The sequence below is a fragment of the Ensifer sp. EB106-05-01-XG146 genome (assembly GCF_058791875.1).
Genome location: NZ_JBYTDX010000003.1, coordinates 1,345,988 through 1,365,842 on the forward strand (window position 1 = coordinate 1,345,988; position 19,855 = coordinate 1,365,842).

Below are 19,855 nucleotides of genomic sequence, written 5' to 3' on the forward strand. Positions count from 1 at the left end.
GTTTGGCGCGCGGGATCTCAGCGAGCCTAGTCTGGAGGCGACGAAGCTTTACCCAGCTTCACCGACGGTTCTCGGGCCCAGACGCGCAGCTTGCCGAGCGTCGAGACGAAATCGGATATTCCCTTTTCGCCTGGAAGCTCGATTGTACCCTCATCGAGGCCATCGGCGATCCCGGCTTTTTCGATCAGCGGCATCGCCGAGGGGTCGTAGCCGATGAACTTGCAATGCTGGAAGGCGTCCGCCACAAAATCGCGGGCGGTGGCTTCCTTTACGAGGTCGTCGATGGCGTCAGCCGAAGTCAGCAGGACGACGGCGTCGAACAGCACGGAGGGACCGCCATCGATCATGTGATGTGCTTCTATCCAGGTCCCGTCCGAGGCCGTAGCGCCCCCGACCTTCGGAGCGACAAGTTCGCAGGCCCCCTTTTCCTTGGCGACCGCCGCCGTCAGGCCGTTTAACAACGCTGCATCCAGACCGTCGGTGATCAGGATGCCGAGCTTGCGGCCCTCGAAGCGTTTCGGTCCGCGTTCCACGATGCTGAGCGCTGGGGACGGTTCAAGATCCTGCCGTGTTGGCACGGCCGCATCAGCCGGGCTTGGCATCGAATGGAAGCCGAGCTTCTGGGCAACGGCAGTTGCTAGCGTTTCGTCGATATTGAGGAGATGGGACACCATCCGTTCGCGGATAGCCGGCGTTTCGACCTTGCTCAGCTCGAATGTCAGCGCGGCCGCTATGTGGCGTTGCTCGGGCGCGGTCTGGCTGATGTAGAATTGGCGAGCCTGGCTGTAGTGGTCGGCAAAGCTCTCCGGCCGTAGCCGCGCCTTCGTCCCTGTCTCTTCGGCGGGGAAATGCCGGTAGCCGCTCATCGGCGATTCCCGTGGCCCCTCCGCAAAGGAGTTCGGCTGGTAGTTCACTCTACCGATCGGATTGCGCATAGCCATGTGGCCATCCTGCTGGAAATGCGCGAAGGGACACTTCGGCGCATTAATCGGAAGATGGGTAAAATTGGGACTGCCGAGACGTTTCAGCTGCGTATCGAGATAGGAGAAGTTACGCCCCTGTAGGAGAGGATCGTTACTGAAATCGATGCCAGGCGGAACGTTCTGCGTCATGAATGCTACCTGCTCGGTCTCGGCAAAGAAGTTGTCCGGCATGCGATCAAGGACGAGCCGTCCAATCGGCTGGGGCGCCAGGACCTCCTCGGGAATGATTTTCGTCGGATCAAGCACGTCGAAATCAAAGCTGTCTGCAAATTCCTGATCGAAAAGCTGAACCTGCAATTCCCATTCCGGGAAATTGCCCGACTGTATTGCCTGCCAAAGATCGCGGCGGTGAAAATCCGGGTCGGCGCCATTGATCTTCACCGCCTCGTTCCAGGCTACCGACTGGAGGCCCAGCTTCGGCTTCCAGTGAAACTTAACGAAGGTCGACTCGTCCTTTGCATTGACGAGGCGGAAGGTGTGAACGCCAAACCCTTCCATGAACCGGAACGAGCGGGGGATCGCGCGATCCGACATCACCCACATGATCATGTGCATGCTTTCCGGCGTGAGGCTGATGAAGTCCCAGAATGTATCGTGGGCAGATTGCGCCTGGGGAAAGGCGCGGTCCGGCTCCGGCTTCACCGCGTGAATAATATCGGGAAACTTGATTGCATCCTGGATGAAGAAGACAGGAATGTTATTGCCTACCAGGTCCCAGTTGCCCTCCTTGGTGTAGATTTTTACCGCGAAACCGCGGACGTCGCGGGCAAGATCAAACGACCCCTTGCTGCCGGCAACTGTGGAAAAGCGGACGAACGCCGGTGTCTTCTCACCTGCTCGCTGAAAAACATCAGCCCGGGTATAGGCGGCGAGCGACTCGTAGGTTTCGAAATAGCCGTGCGCTCCATAGCCTCGAGCGTGGACTACCCGCTCGGGGATGCGCTCATGGTCAAAGTGGAAAATCTTTTCACGGAAATGAAAGTCGTCAATCACAAGCGGACCGCGTGGCCCAACGCGCAGGGAGTTTTGGTCGTCGGCAACGGGGCCGCCCTGAGCGGTGGTCAGGACGGGCGTATCGTCTTCCGCGATCTGGTGAAGCTCGCCTCCTTCCCCGCGGCGCACCTTTTGATCATGGATCGTCACAGTTTCCCGCTGCTTCAAGGTCGACTTTTCTTGAGATTTCTTGGCCATGGGGCGAACTCCGTTGTTTCGAATTGATTGGCCGGGGGACTACGCGGAGAGTGCGCACTTGCCTGTGCCGGAATGAAAAAGCCGCCGTTCACGGCGGCTTCTCCATGTCGAGTTGGTCTACTCGGCGGCCTGCTTGGACGCCTTTAAGTTTGCCGCAGCTTCGCCCAGTGCCGTCAGCTTTTGATCGGTGGCGATCTCCTCCTGGAGATTGGCGTCGAGCAGTGGAACGGCTTCATCGAGACCAAGCTGGACGGCCCATGATTTGAGCGTCCCATAGCGGGCAATTTCATAGTGTTCGACCGCCTGGGCCGACGAGATGAGGCCGGCATCGAGGGCGGGACTGTCACGGTACTCTTCCATGATTTCTTCGCCTTCGGCGAGGATGCCTTGGATGGCTTCACATGTCTTACCCCGCAGAGGTTTTCCGATAATCTCAAAAACCTGCCCCAGCCGCTCGATTTGACCTTCGGTCTCGTCCCGGTGCTTGAGGAAGCCACCTTTGCCTTCTTCAGACCGCGCAGCCCGTGCCATCTTTGGGAGCGCCTTGAGGATTTGCTTTTCCGCGAAATAGATGTCCATGAGGGTATCGTGGAAGAGATCGCTCAGGACTTTCGTCTTGGTAGCCATTTGGTGGCCTTTCTCTCATTTCGAGTTGAACTACATCAGTTCACTCTTTGAACAGTTCACAGGTGAGGGTCACCAAGTCATCAATCCGCATGACCTCAGACCACACCAAACGTTGTGGCGCCGGCTATGTTCCGGTTTCTGTGAAAAGGAGCGTCGAAAACTCGCAGTGCCAAAGATCGGCGACGCAGTGAACTCATTCTTTCTTTCTGCAGGATGCCTTTTTCCTTCTGACGATCCCGTGTTCAGGGACGTTTGAAGTTCGGCTTTCGTAAGCAGAATCGGCGCCACCAATGGGAACTCGATTGACACCGGTGGTCCTGAATAGATGGGTTGGGAAATTTAAGTTGGCCAAAACTGGAACAAACAGTGTGCTCGGCGGTTCCAAGCCGAGACTATTAGATTCCTGACAAATACAACTCCGTTTCCCCAAACGCGGTGGTCGTCAAGACGTTCGCGACTGTAGATGTGCGAAGTGAGTAATGCGAAAGATTGTCGTCATCAGTGATTTCCAGGACGGCTGGCCACCGGTTTCAACAGTCCCGACTAAGTCAGAGCGCTTGGCGGCCTGGGCATCGACTTTCGCGGATGATTTGGCTGCTCGGCCAACCGCAGAAGACAATGTCGAGGTAAAGGGTAGCTATCTCGAACGAATGCCAATTGCCTGCGTAGCCGATGGCCTAGTCGATCGGGCGGAGATCTGGAGCCATTGGCTGGCCAGCGGCCCCCCACCAACGGTAAGAGAAAGTTCCTTCCTGACACGGCGCTCGTTCCACCTCGACGGTAACACCCCTCCGTTTTCGTCGGACGACATGCTTGCTCATATCGAGATCTATGGCGCTCCGGATATTCTCTGTGTCTGGGGCCTAGGGGTCGATGAGGAAATCCTGCAGGCTTGTCGAAACAGCTTCAAAATCTATAACTCGATCGACGCGCCGGCGTTGCGGGTCCCTTTCGCCACGAGCCGCCACTTCGATCTGATCCTGACCGGATCAGAAGAGCAGAGCCGCGAGGTCGAGGCGTGTCACCCGGGCAAACGCACCGCGGTCCTTCCGATCGGTCCGGAATTTGCAGCACCGTCGATGTTCTACCCAATCGAGGGGGCCAAGCCTTACGACATAATTTATGTAGCCGCCGCGCAAGCCTATAAGCGTCACGATGTCCTGTTTCACGCGCTCGCCAAGATGCCGAAGTCCGTGCGCGCGCTTTGCGTTTTCGGCTACGGCGATCGATCGGATCAGTTGCGTCAACACGCGGCGGAATTGCAGATTGATGTCGACTTTGTCGGACCTCCAGGCGTCTCCTTCGCGGAGGTCAACAGGTTGATGAATCTCGCTCGCATGGGCGTGGTGTGCGGGGTCGATGACGGGGCCCCGGCGGTCCTCACCGAATACATGCTCGCAGGTTTGCCTGTACTTGCCAACGCCGAACTGCGATGCGGCCAGCAATACATAACCCCGCAGACCGGCGCGACCGCAACGTCGGACGAGTTTCATATTGCTATTGCCCAGATGTTGTCGCGGCTTAGCGACTTTAGTCCGCGCGACGCAGTCCTCCGATCTTGGACTTGGCCACACTCCATCAAGAAACTTCGCCAGCTCATTCGAGCCGAACAGTCAGCAAACAAGGAGGCGCGCGTCAATTGAAGTTGTTCGGGCCTACGAACATCTCAGCGCGGAATGAGTATGGATGTTCTAACCGCAGATCTGAAGAAAAAAGAGAGTTCTTCTAATGCTCGCGCGCCGGTGATTTGTTTTTCACACCTGCGGTGGGATTATGTCGTGCAGCGGCCACAACACCTCATGAAGCGGTTTGCTCGCGACCGACACGTCTACTTCTTTGAAGAGTTTATTCCGACAGACCACCATCTGGCCTATCTGGAAATCCATCCTTTCGCGGGCACGACCGTAAAATCCGTTAGGCCCCGAATTCCCAGGGAATGGACCGAGGCACAACGAAACACGGGTTTGGCCGGATTGCTCGACGAGCTTCTGGACCTTGTTGGTCATCCCAAGCCAGTCCTGTGGTTCTACACACCAATGATGTTTCCATTTGCCCGGCATGTCGATGCGGCCGCAATTGTTTATGATTGCATGGACGAACTTGCCAACTTCAGATTCGCGCCGGCAAATATGGTGAAACTGGAGCGTGAGCTGATGCATCGGGCTGATGTGGTCTTCACAGGTGGCCATAGCCTCTACGACGCCAAGCGCCTCCTGCATGACAACATTCATCCCTTTCCCTCCAGCGTGGATGTGGGGCACTTTCGGTCGGCACGAACGGTGCCGATCAGCCCACCGGACCAAGCGGATCTTGCTGGCCCTGTCCTCGGTTTTTGCGGAGTCATCGATGAGCGTCTTGATCTGGAACTGATAAGCGTCTTGGCGGCACGACGGCCGTCCTGGTCAATCGTTCTCATTGGTCCGGTGGCCAAGATCAGGGAGGAGGATCTTCCTCGCGCACCCAACATCCAATACCTCGGCCAGAAGGACTACAAGGTCCTGCCTGCCTATTTCTCTGGGTGGAACGTGGCTCTAATGCCGTTTGCCATGAATGAGGCCACCCGGTTTATCAGCCCGACAAAGACCCCGGAATACCTGGCAGCCGGGCTTGCCGTGGTCACGACGCCGGTTGTCGACGTCGTGCGTCAATACAAAGACATCAGCGGGGTCTTCTTTGCATCCGATGCGACCGAATTCGTTGAGGCATGCGAAGCCGCAATGAATTTAAAGCCCCGGTCAGGAAAATGGCTGAAAGGCGTCGATGAATTTCTGTCGACGGTCTCATGGGATGAGACTCACCGGAAAATGGACGGATTGGTGCAGGAAGCGGCTGAAACAAATCTGCGCTCGATATCGCCCATTTCGCGAAAACCGGCAAAAATGAGATCTAGGCGCCGTTCTTATGATTTTTTGATTGTCGGCGCCGGTTTTGCTGGGGCAGTCCTTGCCGAGAGGCTGGCAAACAAAGGCAAGCACAATGTGCTCGTCTGCGATCGGCGATCCCACATCGCAGGAAATGCGTACGATTTCTACAACGAACATGGCGTTCTTGTTCACAAATATGGCCCGCACATCTTCCACACCAACAGCGAAATGATCTTCGACTATCTTTCGCGCTTTACCGCGTGGAGGCCATACGAACATCGCGTGCTTGCTGATGTAGAGGGCAAGCTCTTGCCGATACCGATCAATCGCACAACCCTCAATGGGCTGTACGGACTTGATTTGAAGGACGACGACGCGGCTGCCCAGTACCTCGCCTCCAAGGCGGAGCCGATGGACCGGGTGCGCACTTCGAAGGACGTCGTTATCGCGCAGGTCGGATTGGATTTGTACCGGACATTTTTCGAGGGCTATACGCGCAAGCAATGGGGACTGGATCCTTCTCAACTCGACAAGGCAGTTACCGCCCGCATTCCTACTCGCACGAACACCGACGATCGCTACTTCCCGGACACCTTCCAGGCGATGCCAAAGGAGGGCTACACGAAGATGTTTGAGAATATGCTGGATAGCGATCGCATCGATATTCGGCTCAACACCGACTTTAGAGATGTCCGGGATGAGTTCCCCGGCACGCATATCATCTTCACCGGACCGATCGACGAGTTCTTCAACTATCAGTATGGTCGGCTTCCTTACCGGTGCCTGCGGTTCGAACACACGACCTACGACCAGCGGCGAATTTTGCCCGTCGGGGTCGTGAATTTTCCCTCTGAAGAGATTCCTTACACGAGAGTGACCGAATTCAAGCACATCACCGGGCAAGTCCATCCCAAGACGAGTGTGTGTCACGAGTACGCGTGTTCAGCCGGAGACCCTTACTATCCGATCCCAAGGCCCGAAAATCAGGAGCTCTACAACCAGTACGCGCTTCTTGCACGCTCGCGCAGCGATGTGACCTTCGTCGGACGACTGGCGAGCTACCGCTACTACAACATGGACCAGGTTGTGGGTCAGGCACTTTCGACTTTCAAGCGATTTGCGGCCAGGGACACGGCGGACCATAGCTTGGGTGTTCGATGAGCCCTCTCATGAAGCCAAAACAAAAGCTCGTCATTGCGACCGACAGCTGCGATGCATCGGGCATGGGTGCCCACATGCTTATTCTCGGCGAGGGGTTGAGCGAACACTTTGAAGTTACGATGGTGTTGCCGCGAGGATGCGAGGGCAACCTTGCTTCGAAAGCCTTCGCACTCGGCTTGGCGGTCAAAGAGTTCGACGACATCGCCGAGTGCGGTTTGTGGCTGAAATCGGTCGATGCCGATCTTATTCATGTTCACGCAGGCATCGGCTGGGAAGGCCATGGGCTCGCACACGCCGGAAAAGTCGCAGGTGTTCCGGTTATCAGAACGGAGCATTTGCCGTTTCTCCTCACCGAAGGAGAACAGAAGGCGGCGTTCTTCGAGGGCCTTGGCTTCGTCGAGCGACTGGTTGTCGTCTCCCCCGCGGCGCGGTCGACTTTCCCGAATGAGAGCGTCGATCCAAACAAGATCAAGGTTGTCCGAAACGGAATTCCACCGCTTCGCGATGGCATCGAGGTGCGGTCTGAGTGGGGTTCCCAACGATCAAACACCCTTATATCGATCGCGCGCTTCACACGGCAGAAGGACCACCTGACCTTGGTCAGGGCGATGCCTCGCGTCCTGCAACAATTCCCCAATGCTGTGCTGCTACTGGTGGGTACGGGTCCTGAAGTCGGCAATGTGAAGGATTTGGTCGCAGAGCTCGGACTTGAACGCGCCGTGTTGTTTGCAGGGCAGCGCAACGACATAGCCTCGCTGCTGGCATCGGCGGACGTTTTCGTTCTCTCATCGCTGTTCGAAGGGCTGCCGCTGGCGGTTCTTGAGGCGATGTCGGTGGGGGTCCCTGTCGTTGCGACTGCGATCGGAGGCACGATTGACGCTCTTGGAGACGAGCATCCCTTCCTTGTCGAGCCCAGCAATCCGGAAGGGCTTGCTGAGGGGATTATCTCCGTCCTAGCCGATCCGGCAGGGGCAGCTCGCACGGGAGAGGCGCAGCGACGAAGGTTCAAGCAACAATTCACCGCAGCCCGGATGGTCGAGGAGACCGCAGAAATCTACCGATCCGTTCTCCATTCAGCGGTCGCCAACGAAAGAGAGCATCGAACCATGAAACGCACGCGCATCGGTTTTATTGGAGTGGGCGGGATCGCGTCCCGCCATCTCGATATTTTGGCGGAATTCGACGACGTGCAACTCGTAGGCTTTGCCGATCCCGCCATCGAACGGGCCCAGCATGCGGCAGGCCGATTTGGCGCCAGAGCCTTTACTTCCTCTGCCCAGATGCTGGGCGAACTGGAACTGGATGCCGCCTATATCTGTGTCCCCCCATTTGCGCATGGCGATGTCGAGCGAGAGCTCATTTCGGCTCGGATTCCATTTTTTGTCGAGAAGCCAATCAGCCTGCATCTCGATCTTGCCAGGGAGCTCGCCGCGGGCATTGCTGCGGCCGGCCTGATTACCGCGGTGGGCTATCACTGGCGATACCTAGACACCGTCGAGGAAGCGCGCCGATGCCTGGCTGAGAACCCTGCGCAACTTGTTTCGGGCTACTGGCTCGATCAGACTCCACCCCCGAAGTGGTGGTGGAAAAAGGAGACATCAGGCGGGCAAACCGTCGAACAGACGACCCATATCGTCGATCTCGCCCGTTATCTTGTCGGCGATATCGTCCGGGTATTCGGCCAGACGACGCATAGAAAAAGGGATGACTTTCCTGATCTCGATGTTGCCACGTCGAGCACGGCCAGCTTTTTATTCGCAACAGGTGCAATCGGAAACATTGCGTCCACGTGTGCCTTGAAGTGGGGGCATCACATGGGATTGAACCTCTTTGCCGATGGCTTGGCGATTGAACTGACAGACCATGACATCATGGTGGATGTCGGGGCGGGGAGGCCGGTGCGCCGGGCCGACGGAGACCCGGTGCGGCTGGAGGATCGCGACTTCGTCGATGCGGTGCGGGGCCGCGAAAATCGCATTCGTTGCCCTTACCATGAGGCGCTCGCGACCCACCGCATTGCTTTAGCTCTGAGCAAGTCTGCCGAAACCGGTCAGCCGATCGACCTCCACAACTTTTAGGAATTGTGCCGATGTTCAGCCGCACCATAAGATCCCTCGGCGTCGAGCGCCCTGGCAAAATGTACTTCCTGGAATATGAGGAAGAGGCGCCAGCCGACGGTCACGTACAGCTCGACACACTCTTTACCGGGTTTTCGGCCGGGACCGAGTTAACGTTCCTCAAAAACACCAACCCCTACTTTCACTCGCGCTTCGACCGCGAGCGGGGGGTTTTCATAGCGAACGAACCTGACCTGTCATATCCCGTCCCCTTTCTAGGCTACATGGAGGTGGCACGGGTCGCAGACACAAACGCCGCCGGCTACGCAACAAACGATATCGTCGCTGCAACCTACGCCCACAAGACCGGCCATGTAGCCGACCCGTTTTGCGACCTTCTCGTCCCACTTCCCACCACGATCGATCCGTTGCTTGGCATCTTCGTCGCACAAATGGGCCCGATAGCTGCCAATGGCATTCTCCATGCCGATGCCGATGCGTTCGGAACGGCACTGCCCTTCCTGGGGTGCGGTGTCATCGGTCGACGCGTATTGGTTATCGGAGCTGGGACCGTAGGCTTGCTCACAGCGCTCTTTGCCAAGACCCTTGGCGCTTGCCAGGTCCTCGTCGCGGATCCGTCACAGTTCCGCCGAGAAAAGGCAGAGGCGATGGGCATTCAGGCAATGTCAGAGGAACACGCCTGGCAACACGTGAAGACGCACTGGCACGACGGCGCTGCAAGCCGCGGAGCCGATATCGTGTTTCAGACCCGGGCCCATTCGGAAAGCCTTAACGTCGCACTCAAGGCCGTACGACCCCAGGGGAGCGTGATTGACCTGGCATTTTATCAGGGTGGAGCTGACAGGTTGAGATTGGGTGAGGAGTTTCACCACAATGGCCTTAACATACGCTGCGCGCAGATCAATCGTGTTCCACGCGGTCTTTCATCGCATTGGAGCCAACGCCGGCTTGCGGGCGAAACAATCGACCTGTTGGCCCGTGAGGGCGAACTGATCAAACAGCACATGATCACCCATGTGATCCCCTTCGAGGATGCTCCGGAGTTTCTTTCGGATCTGCTGCAGCGGAGGTTTGAGTTCTTGCAGATCGTCTTCAAGGTGGGGCCATGACCGGATCATGCCGCCCCAAGACCGTCCTCTTCGTCTTCGGCTGGTTGGTGGTGGGAGGAGAGGAAACCGAGGTTCGTCTTCTTGCGGCCAATATCGACCGTTCGCGCTACAAAATCGATGTGGTCGCATGCTTGCACAAGGACGGCATGCCCGCGCAGACGCATCAGCAGCTGCGGGCTTTGGGCATCGAAGTGGACACTGCGCCCTATTCCATGTCGCTCGAAGAGACCGTTGCCTATCTCGCCGACAAAATTCCTTCTTATGACGTGGTGGTTTCATGTCAAAATGTTGCAGACATTTACCCGGCACTTGAACGGCTGCACATTCGCCCGCCGTTGATCGAGCATGGTGGCCTGGTCCTGGAAGCTTTGAGCGGACCGAAACATTTGACCAGTCGCTATGTGGGTGTCTGTCGATCCATTCGCGACGCCGCCGCGTCTCGAATGCCTGGGCGGGAATGTGATGCCCGAGAGATCCCATCTATGGTCGATCTCAAGGAGTTCGAGCCGAGCCGGCGGTCTGCAACGCGCCGGCAACTCGGCATCTACGACGACACGATCCTGGTCGGCTGGGTCGGGCGTCTTGATGCAAAAAAGAATGTCGAGACCTTCATCGAGGCGGCCGCGATTATTCACGCACAAGATCACACCATGCGCTTTGTGATCGTGGGAGGACCAGATGCATTCATGCCCGAATATGCGCAGCATCTGAAGGCTCTGTGTAGCAAGCTTGGATTGGATGCCGTCTTGAGCTTCCTGGGTGACCGGGTCGACGTCGCGGACCTGCTTGCAGCGTTCGACGTGTTCGTCTGGCTTTCGCGGGATGAGGGCATGCCCCATGTCATTTCTGAGGCTGGGGCCGCCTGCCTTCCGGTCATTGCAACGGCCGACAACGGTTCACGACAACAGATCAAACACGGCCTTTCTGGCTATTTTGTCGGACATGACGATCCACTAGCAGTGGCAGAGGCCGTCACAATGCTTGCCGGATCGCCGGAGTTGCGCGCCAGCTTCGGTCTACAGTTGCGTTTGCATGTAGAGAAGACTTACAGCGTCGAAGCGGTGGTTCCGCAGTGGCAGGCGCTTTTTGACGAAGTCCTTGAGGAAAGGACGCCGTGCGCTCCGACCGGACTGTTCCAGTCTTTCTTCCAAGGAGGCTTTGAATGTTCCACCCACCGCGTCCGACCAAGGGATGGGGTGGGTCGGGGTCGGCGCCTGGATATGATAGCCTCGATAAAACACGAACAATATGCGGAAAATGATTACCGTCAGCTGGCGAGCCATCATATCCGCAGCGTACGGGATGGTTTTCGCTGGCATCTGGTCGAGCAACTGCCCGGAACATATGACTGGAGCAGTGTTTTACCGTTAATGCGCGCAGCGCGCACCACCGGAACGCAGGTCATCTGGGATCTTATGCACTACGGCTGGCCCGATGATATCGATATATGGTCGCCTGAATTTGTGAGACGGTTTGCGCGTTTTGCGGGGGCTGCCGCAAAACTCCTGCGAAGCGAAATCGCCGCCCCGCCGTTCTTCGTGCCTGTCAACGAAATCTCTTTCTTTTCATGGGCGGGTGGAGATGCTGCTTACCTCAACCCTTGGGCAGGGCGCAGGGGCTTTGAGCTCAAGGTGCAGCTTGCGCGCGCCTCGATCGCGGCGATGGATGCTATTCTTGAGGTCGAGCCTCGGGCCCGATTTGTCCACTGCGAGCCGGCCATCAATGTTTTGGCCGATCCCGAGCGACCAGGCGATCGACTTGCTGCTGAAGGCCATCGATTGGCACAATACCAAGCCTGGGACATGATTTCGGGACGCTTGTGGCCCCAGTTGGGAGGCGCGGAAAAGTATCTCGATATCATCGGCGTCAACTACTACCACAACAACCAGTGGATCCACGGCGGCCCGACGATCGACGTCGAACACCCTCTCTACAAACCATTGCGCAAAATTCTTGTCGAAACCTACGCTCGATATGGCAGGCCAATGCTGATCGCAGAGACGGGTACTGAAGGCGATCGCCGGTCCGATTGGCTGGCATATGTCGGCGAAGAAGTCAGGGCTGCTATGATGTGGGGAGTGCCTATAGAGGCAGTATGTCTTTATCCTATTGCCAATCATGCGGGCTGGGATGACGGTCGCCCTTGCGACAATGGCCTTTTGTCAGCTGAACCAACGCCACCTCTTCGCAATGTTTACAGGCCGTTGGCGGATCAGTTGTTCCATCAGGTCAAAACGATCGAGGCATTTCTTCAAGAAATCGCAAACAAACATGATGCTCCGCCCCGGAGTTCGCGTGCTTCACGGATGTAATGGCGCAAAGATGGATAGGTGTTTGGAAAGCAGGGACCAAATCCCGTCTCGAGACTTTCTGACCAGGGAAAACGGCGGATTGTCAGATGGTGGAGCGCTCTTCGGAAGAACTCGCAGAACGTCGCGCCCGTCGCGCGCAGCGCCGACAGAGGCAGCGGCTTGCGAATATAGGCCGGGCCGAAAAGATGCATGCGTTGAGATTGGCGCTGGGGACGAATGGAGGCGCGCTCACCATTCCGCGGGACCTGTTACACGGCCTCCATATCGGCTGCTCGGGTTGGTACTATTGGCACTGGAAAGGACAGCTTTATCCGGCAGATATTCCTTCGAGCAAGTGGTTTCCCATCTATGCCCAGCAGTTCCAAACGGTGGAGCTCAATGCGCCCTTTTATTCATGGCCGACGATCGCCGCGGTGAGGAATTGGCTGCGACAAGCAGGACCGAATTTTGTTTACACGGTCAAAGTCTGTGAGCTCATTACCCACGTCAGGCGCTTCGACGACACCAGCACCTTGGTCAAGGACTTTGGCTACATAGCCGACGTTCTCGGCCCCCAGATGGGCTGCTTTCTGTTTCAATTGCCTCCAAGCGTCCGTTACTCCGCCGAGATGTTGCACACCATACTGGCTCAGCTTGACCCTTCCCGTCGAAACGTTGTGGAGTTCCGCCACAAGAGTTGGTGGAATGACGACGTCTTCGACGCTTTTGAGAAAAATGGAACCATTTTCTGCTCCTGCAGTGGCCCTCGGCTGCCCGACGCCCTCGTGAAGACTTGCGATGACATCTATGTGCGGTTTCACGGGCCATACCAATGGTATAGGCACGATTACAGTGACGCCGAACTGAGGATATGGGCGGAACGCATCCGCCAAAGCGGAGCGAAAACGGTCTGGGCTTACTTCAACAATGATCGTGATGGTCATGCGATCAAGAATGCCAAGCGCCTGTCGGAGCTGCTGCTCGAGTAGACTCCCTTTGATCAGATTTTGCCTATAGCCCTATCTGGCTCGCCATCTCTATCGGAAACATTGAAGGGCCGCCGTGCGGCCCCCTTCACGATCTCACCTCCCGCCCGGGGCCTCCGACAATTGCCGTTCGTAGCAATGAGGCAGTTGACCGCCCCTGCGGCATTCACTCAGCGCCTGAGATCGGCGCCGGGAAGGAGCTTGATCAAAGTGGCACGACGGAAAAGGCCCACAAAAGAGCGAGGTTCGCAGATGCGCCAGGATCCACTGAGCAGGCGCGCCGCGGCGGCTTGCGTTTGCCGGGTATGCGCTAGTGCATCGGCCTCACGAAGCAGGAGTTTGCGAACTCTCGGGCTTACTCGCAGACCGGCCGCGGAAATCGAAGGGCACAGCTAACCCGACGTTGGTGTCGCTGAACCGGCCATTCGGCTTCGTGTCGGAGCAACGGCAGGATCCCTAACCACGGTTCACCCTGGACTTGTGCACGCGCTTCCCGGAGGGCGGATGACCTGGGAGATCGCGCATGGAATTCATAGCGATGAGCGAACGCGATCTGCCGCGGCTTGAGGTTTCGTCGAAGTGCGAACGCCGAGCGCACTGGTGTCGGTGTCACTATAACGGAGCTGAGCACGCGCCACAACGTCGGTCGTTGAGCGTTTCTTGCTGACGGTGCGCACACCCGACCTTCAGAGTGATCGGCTCATTCGGGTCTGCAGATCCCCGCCTCGTAGAGCGGTGCGCGAACCGACGTGGCTTTACGCGCCTAGTCGGCAGCTTTGCCGAGTGTGTCAGCAACGTAGGCGCCGCGTTCACCCATCGGGAGCGGTATACCGGTGGTGGAGTCGACGACTGTCTGGTGTTCGAGCTCCGCGTTAATCAGAGCACCTATGATGAGGATAACCGTCGAAATCCATACCCACATCATGAAACCCACTAGCGCGCCGAGAGCGCCGTAAGTCGCGTTGTAGTTCGCGAAATTCTGAAAATAGAAGGAAAAGAGCCAAGAGGCGGCGAGCCACATAAACGTGCTGAATATGATACCCCAATTGAGCCACCGTAGCTTCGCCCGCTCGCGGCTCGGCCCGTACCGGTAGATCGAGGCCGTGCCGATAGCGACGAGGAAGAGGATCATCGGCCACCGCACCGTCCTCGTCAGGATTTCAGTCCACCAATCGAGCCACAGATACGCCAGCAAGGCGGGAATGACGCCGATTGCCACGATCAGGACCACCGCAAAAAGCAACCCGGCGAACGTGAATGCGAGACAAAGCAGCGTCCGGGTGACGAATGTCCTCTTCTCAGTTTCGCCATAGGCGACGTTCATGGCATCAAAAAGCGCCGAAATGCCATTGGCAGAACTCCAGAGCGAGATGAACAAGCCGCTGACGAAACCGAAACTAAGCGTTGTCGTCTTCTGGGATGTCAAAGATTTCAACTGGTCCGAAATCAAAGCGTAAGACCCGGGTGGCAACAGATCGTCCAGCACGCTCATATGGGTTCCGATGTCGATGGGATCGGCGATGAAGCCGTAAAAGGACACGAGGGCAGCAAGAGCGGGAAAGAGTGCCAACAGCAGATAGAAACTCACCCCCGCCGCGATCAGGAAAACACGCTCCTCGAACATTTCTGAAACAACACGCCAAAAGACATCGCGAATGCCTTTCGGCGGTATCTCTTCAGGCGTTGAAGCATTTCGCCCCCTGCCCGGTTCCACGGCTTCCCTTGACTTCGTCACATCGACCTCTTGCCGCTTAAAAGTTAATCGCCTGTGCGATTTCTTCGTCCGTCAATCTACGGATGCCAAGTCCCCTTAATCGTCATCGAAAAAATCAAATGTCTGCCTGCGTCGGGAGACAAGACGAAGAGAGCGATCCGGCTGAATGACATAGATCTCAGAAACGCGCCGACCGAATTGGTCTCGAAACTCGTGTGGCACGATGCTGCCCACAGGTGCTTTCGTCAGCTTGGTGCGAGGCTGGCCGCGATAGGTGATGCTACCGGGTATCGGTTCTAAGTTTGGCGAGAAGCCGTAAGTCGCGACGCCGGCGGTGCATCCGCCGAGCGAAACGCTGACAATGACCGCGGCAACTGAATTCCGCATCGTCTTTTTCCTTGATCTGGGCAGGCGGGCATCATCGCTCGACTGGCATCGGCCGCAAATCCGATAAGCGCGCTAAAAGTCCAATCGGCCCCGGACAAGTATCCCAAGTCTATGTGATGGAGTACCTCGCGCGCCGCTTTTTGATTCGTTGATTCCCATAATTGGCTCCTCTCTCAGGCCAAAACCGGCGAGAAGCTTGAACGTTCCGCAGGGCGCTCGTCGCTTTCGCCCCCAAGCGGACGCTTCCGCGCTTGTCGAGCGTAACTGCTGGAAGGGTCTCATGCCGCCGCTATCCCTCCGTGTGGCTTTCTTCGACCATTGACGGGCGAGAATTCGCCAAAAGCGCCGAAATAAAATTCCCACGTTGCGCCGACGGGAGACACAAATGGACGAAGTCCTGCGGACGTGATGATGGCCAGAATGGGCGGCGTGACAGGCGTCGGACGTGTTCCGAATGCTAACCCGTGGGGCCCACGATTTGTTGGGGGAGGCACACACTCGGTTGGAACTATCGGACTTTGCTAGAGTTTCTTCGGTTACTAACCGATCTGCGGCCCGGATATAATGCAAAACCGGCCCCATGGCACTCATGGCACTGCCATGTTCGAGGGCTTCAAACTTGAAACGATACCTGTAACAGCTGGCCAGCTGCGGGTGCGACATGGCGGAAGCGGTCCGCCTGTTCTATTGCTTCACGGCCACCCCCGGACCCACGTCACCTGGTGGAAGGTGGCGGAGCGGCTGGCAGACACCTTTCGGGTTATCTGTCCAGATCTGCCGGGATTTGGTCAATCCTATGTTCCGCAGGATACGCCTGACCACTCCGGCTCGTCGAAACGGGCCAAGGCTGCCGCATGCGTCGAGCTGATGGGGGCGCTTGGACATACTCAATTTGCCGTTGTCGGGCATGATCGTGGCGCCTACACCGCGTTTCGGCTCGCAATGGATCATCCCGACATCGTCACGCACCTGGTCGTACTCGACGCTGTTCCAATCCTGGAAGCTCTCGAACGAACTGGTGAGCAGTTTGCGAGAAAATGGTGGCATTGGTTTTTCTTTGCCGTCCCTGATAAGCCGGAACGCGCAATCCTTGCCGATCCGGATGCGTGGTACGGCGGCGAAATGGAACCAATGGGTCAGGCTGCCTATGAGGACTTCCGAGCCGCCACCCGCAATCCTTCCGTTGTTCACGGTATGCTTGAAGACTACCGGGCTGGGCTGGGTGTCGATAGGCAACACGACCTCGCCGATCGGCGGGCCGGCCGGTTGATCGAGTGCCCGATGTTGTGTCTATGGTCCAGGTTGGACGACCTCGCGGATCTCTACGATGATGTTCTGGCGGTCTGGAGCCCCTGGGCAACGAAGGTCGAGGGCCACTCCATCAGTTCAGGCCATCATATGGCTGAGGAAGCACCCGAGGAATTGTCGAAGGCACTTGCTCGCTTCCTAAGCCAAATCGAAATCTAGTCCTCTTCTGCAGCCTCACACCCGCCAGCCATCCCGCGAAGCGAAGCGGCCGTTATGTCGATCACCCTCCTCAAACCCCAATCTGGACGAACCGGTGAACAAAGGAGCCGCCAGGCGTTTCGCCGCCGGATCGCATGAAGGTAACTGCAAGCAATTCAAGGGAAAAATCAAGGAAAGTAGGGCAAATTCACCGACGACGATCTTGATCAAGTAAGGGGAAAAACAAGATCAGCTAGAAGTGAAGATTCAGGCGGCCTCGAGAAGGATCGCGTCCGGCAAGAACATCGACGACTGGTATGGCCGGCAAACCTGGTGACGTTGTCTGCCCGCCTTGGCGGGGCGGACTATTTTGATTTAGGAGCGGCGGGAACCATTTGGAGCGAAGCTTTCCGCGTCCGGCACCAGATCAGAGGTTGAGGGGGCAGCTTAAAAGACCGCGTGGCACGAAGGCGACGTGGGCCTTTTGAGACCCTCCGACTCCCTCGAGGGCCTCAAGTTTTTTTGAGGTGGCTGCAGCGCTCGCGCCGCTGGAGTCGAGCGAAAAGGAAGGGCAACCACTCCAATGCTCCGATATATTGCATCAACACTCCGTCTGGGCATGCAACAGGGCCGGTTTGAAAAGGGAGCCTCCGAATCCGCTCACCCATCACATCGGGTCATTGCCTTTCATCGCATTCGACATGTGCGTTTTGCATTTGTCGCTGTCGTTTGATGCAAGCGCGTCCTTTGCCATGGCGAGTTCTTTGTTGGCGTAGTCCTTCTTCATCTCGTCTTTGATGCTCTTTACGTCCTTCTCGAGCTTTGACATGTTCGATTGGTCACACACGATATCCGATAGGGCAAATGCGGGAGGCGTCGCTGCAACAAACAGCGCAGCTGCCGTTAACATTGTTTTTAGCATCGTGAATCTCCTCTTGATCCAGTAGATGTCGGACGAACCATCGAGCCAAACTCCCGTTCCTTTGTCAAAGTACACATCGTCGTGATCGAGATGTGAGCTTGCAGCAAGCCCCGTTCTGAAGTGACGCCTGAGCTCAGTCTGCCGCCGGCAGGTTCCGCGTGAAAGATTTCGCAGCGATCGTCTCCCCCCACGCCACCCGCAGCTTCTTTGATTATCGTCAGCTGGAAATGTTGAAGTGGCTTGGCACGCGCGAGCTATGGATAGAGGCTGTCGCCTAGCGGCGTTCGGAAACAGTCATCCAAGCCGACGCGGCGGACGAGACATCGGCTGTGTCCTTCCCTTTTGGCCGTCTACTACTTCAACAGCCGCGAGAATTCCGAACGCTTCATCATTGCTGCGATGTTCAGCACGTGACGAAGTTCTCAAGCGGCTGTGGCCCGGTGGGCCACCGCGCGTCCGATCGTTGTTTGTAGTTCTTCCTGCGTAAACGGCTTTGTCATTCTCAAGAGCGCCTGAAGTCCCTCGTCGTCGGGCAACTCAGAATATCCCGAAGCAAGGATCACTGGGAGACCCGGATAGGACGAGAAAATCAAACGTGCCAGCTCCGCACCCGTCATGCCTGGCATCGCCTGGTCGCTGATAACGAGATCGAACGTATGTCCCGATCCAAGGATCTCGAGTGCGGTGGCTGCCGAAGATGCCTCCACAACGGTATGGCCGAGATCCTCCAGCATAGCGGCTGTCCCCATACTGACGAGAACATCGTCGTCGACTACAAGTACCCTCAAAGGACTTTGGACTTGGGAAACCTCGAGCGCGGTGGTTTCCAAGGGCGTGCTCGCCGGCACGGAATCTTCGGCGACGGGCAACCAAAGCGCGACGGTAGTGCCTTCGTCCTTTCTACTCGAAAGGCTCAACGCACCGCCGGATTGAGCTGCAAGGCCGTGGACCATCGACAAGCCGAGCCCCGTCCCTTTTCCCTGCCCCTTGGTGGTAAAAAATGGCTCGGTCGCGCGCGCCACAGTGGCCTCGTCCATGCCTTCACCGCTGTCCGAAACCGTTATTCGCACGTAGCGACCCGGCTTGAGGTTAACGGGCATCGATGTTAAATCCTCCTCAGCCGACACGACAAGCGTGCCGCCACCTACCATCGCATCGCGAGCGTTCACGAACAGGTTGAGCAAGGCAAGCTCGAGCTGGTTGCGATCGACGAGCAACGGCGGAAGAGATGCGGGAATGTGTTTTCGCACGTCGATGCCGGGGCCAAGAGCGCGGACGAGTATGTCTTCAATGTTTTGAAAAAGATCGAGGAAATCGATCGGTTGAGGTTTCAGTTCCTGACGACGGGCGAACGCCAGCAAGCGTTGGGTCAATGCGGCACCACGCTCGGCCGCCTGGATCGAGTTTTCGACCAGCCGCTCGCTCTTACCTCCCTGAGGGAGCTGCTTCTTCAAAAGCTTCAAACTGCCGAGGATCGCCATCAGCAGGTTGTTGAAGTCATGAGCAACACCGCCAGTCAATTGACCCACGGTGTCGAGCTTTTGCGCTTCGAACAGTTGCGCAAGCGCTGCCTCTCGTTCGCGCGTCCTCTGTTCGATGCGCTGTTCGAGTTCCTCATTGAGCTGCCGGAGTTCGGTCGCAGACGCCTCCAGCTCGGCTGTGCGCTCGCGGACTCGGTTCTCGAGTTCCGCATTGAGACGTTCGAGCTCGCGGGTCTTGCGGTAGAGATCCGCAAAGACCCTAACCTTGGCACGTAGGACATCCGGTACGATCGGGACCGAGACATAATCGACGGCGCCAGCGGCGTAACCGCGCAATCGGTCGGGTTCCGCCATCATGACGGCCGACACGAAGATGATCGCCGTGTTTTGGTATCGCGGATGCTCGCGGATCATGCTGACGAGTTCGAACCCGTCCTGTTCCGGCATGCACACATCGACCAGGATTACCGCGATGTCGCTTCGAAGAAGATGCTCCAGAGCTTCCCGTCCGGATTGCGCCTTCAGGAGATTTTCACCCAGATCCTGGAGGACCACTTCGTAGCTCAGCAATTTCGTCGGTTGATCATCGACAAGAAGAATGTTGACAGGATTCAT

11 protein-coding genes and 2 pseudogenes are annotated in these 19,855 nt (G+C 57.2%); 7 read left to right on the top strand and 6 right to left on the bottom strand.

Annotated features, from left to right (window positions below; genetic code table 11):
• Window positions 1-26: 26 nt before the first annotated feature.
• Together katE and AC3WVQ_RS35060 are read right to left on the bottom strand one after the other, a co-directional pair.
• Entirely contained in the window at window positions 27-2,174 is a 2,148-nt protein-coding gene (gene katE / locus AC3WVQ_RS35055) for a catalase (protein WP_192359124.1), read from the bottom strand.
• Window positions 2,175-2,291: 117 nt separating this feature from the next.
• Window positions 2,292-2,801, bottom strand: a complete 510-nt coding sequence (locus AC3WVQ_RS35060; protein WP_192359121.1) for a YciE/YciF ferroxidase family protein — start codon at window positions 2,799-2,801, stop codon at window positions 2,292-2,294.
• 479 nt (window positions 2,802-3,280) lie between these two features.
• On the opposite strand from AC3WVQ_RS35060, the gene AC3WVQ_RS35065 reads away from it, so the two are divergent.
• The 5 genes and pseudogenes from AC3WVQ_RS35065 (at window position 3,281) to AC3WVQ_RS35085 (ending at window position 13,293) form a co-directional block, all read left to right on the top strand.
• Window positions 3,281-4,444, top strand: coding sequence for a glycosyltransferase (locus AC3WVQ_RS35065; RefSeq protein WP_192359118.1), 1,164 nt, complete (start codon window positions 3,281-3,283; stop codon window positions 4,442-4,444).
• A gap of 39 nt (window positions 4,445-4,483) precedes the next feature.
• Window positions 4,484-6,826, top strand: coding sequence for a UDP-galactopyranose mutase (gene glf, locus AC3WVQ_RS35070; protein ID WP_192445637.1), 2,343 nt, complete (start codon window positions 4,484-4,486; stop codon window positions 6,824-6,826).
• Between the two features lie 8 nt (window positions 6,827-6,834).
• Window positions 6,835-10,013: pseudogene (locus AC3WVQ_RS35075) on the top strand (glycosyltransferase).
• A complete protein-coding gene (locus AC3WVQ_RS35080) occupies window positions 10,010-12,325 on the top strand; it encodes a glycosyltransferase family 4 protein (protein WP_110819831.1) in 2,316 nt (771 codons plus the stop codon). Before AC3WVQ_RS35075 ends, AC3WVQ_RS35080 begins: the two are co-directional and overlap by 4 nt.
• An 86-nt stretch (window positions 12,326-12,411) precedes the next feature.
• Entirely contained in the window at window positions 12,412-13,293 is an 882-nt protein-coding gene (locus tag AC3WVQ_RS35085; protein ID WP_034800004.1) for a DUF72 domain-containing protein, read from the top strand.
• A 760-nt stretch (window positions 13,294-14,053) separates the two neighbouring features.
• On the opposite strand, the gene AC3WVQ_RS35090 is transcribed toward AC3WVQ_RS35085, so the two are convergent.
• Together AC3WVQ_RS35090 and AC3WVQ_RS35095 are read right to left on the bottom strand one after the other, a co-directional pair.
• Window positions 14,054-15,025, bottom strand: coding sequence for a YhjD/YihY/BrkB family envelope integrity protein (locus tag AC3WVQ_RS35090; RefSeq protein ID WP_192359112.1), 972 nt, complete (start codon window positions 15,023-15,025; stop codon window positions 14,054-14,056).
• Window positions 15,026-15,100: 75 nt separating this feature from the next.
• Complete coding sequence (locus AC3WVQ_RS35095; RefSeq protein ID WP_034800005.1) at window positions 15,101-15,391, bottom strand: hypothetical protein; 291 nt, start codon at window positions 15,389-15,391, stop codon at window positions 15,101-15,103.
• A gap of 600 nt (window positions 15,392-15,991) precedes the next feature.
• On the opposite strand from AC3WVQ_RS35095, the gene AC3WVQ_RS35100 reads away from it, so the two are divergent.
• Together AC3WVQ_RS35100 and AC3WVQ_RS35105 are read left to right on the top strand one after the other, a co-directional pair.
• Entirely contained in the window at window positions 15,992-16,858 is an 867-nt protein-coding gene (locus tag AC3WVQ_RS35100; protein ID WP_192359109.1) for an alpha/beta fold hydrolase, read from the top strand.
• A 94-nt stretch (window positions 16,859-16,952) separates the two neighbouring features.
• A pseudogene (locus tag AC3WVQ_RS35105) lies at window positions 16,953-17,174 on the top strand (CsbD family protein).
• A 330-nt stretch (window positions 17,175-17,504) separates the two neighbouring features.
• Here AC3WVQ_RS35105 and AC3WVQ_RS35110 read toward each other — a convergent pair.
• Window positions 17,505-17,759 carry a hypothetical protein gene (locus tag AC3WVQ_RS35110; RefSeq protein ID WP_034800008.1) on the bottom strand — a complete coding sequence of 85 codons (255 nt, stop codon included), beginning with the start codon at window positions 17,757-17,759 and terminating at the stop codon, window positions 17,505-17,507.
• A 422-nt stretch (window positions 17,760-18,181) separates the two neighbouring features.
• Entirely contained in the window at window positions 18,182-19,855 is a 1,674-nt protein-coding gene (locus AC3WVQ_RS35115; protein ID WP_060520799.1) for a response regulator, read from the bottom strand.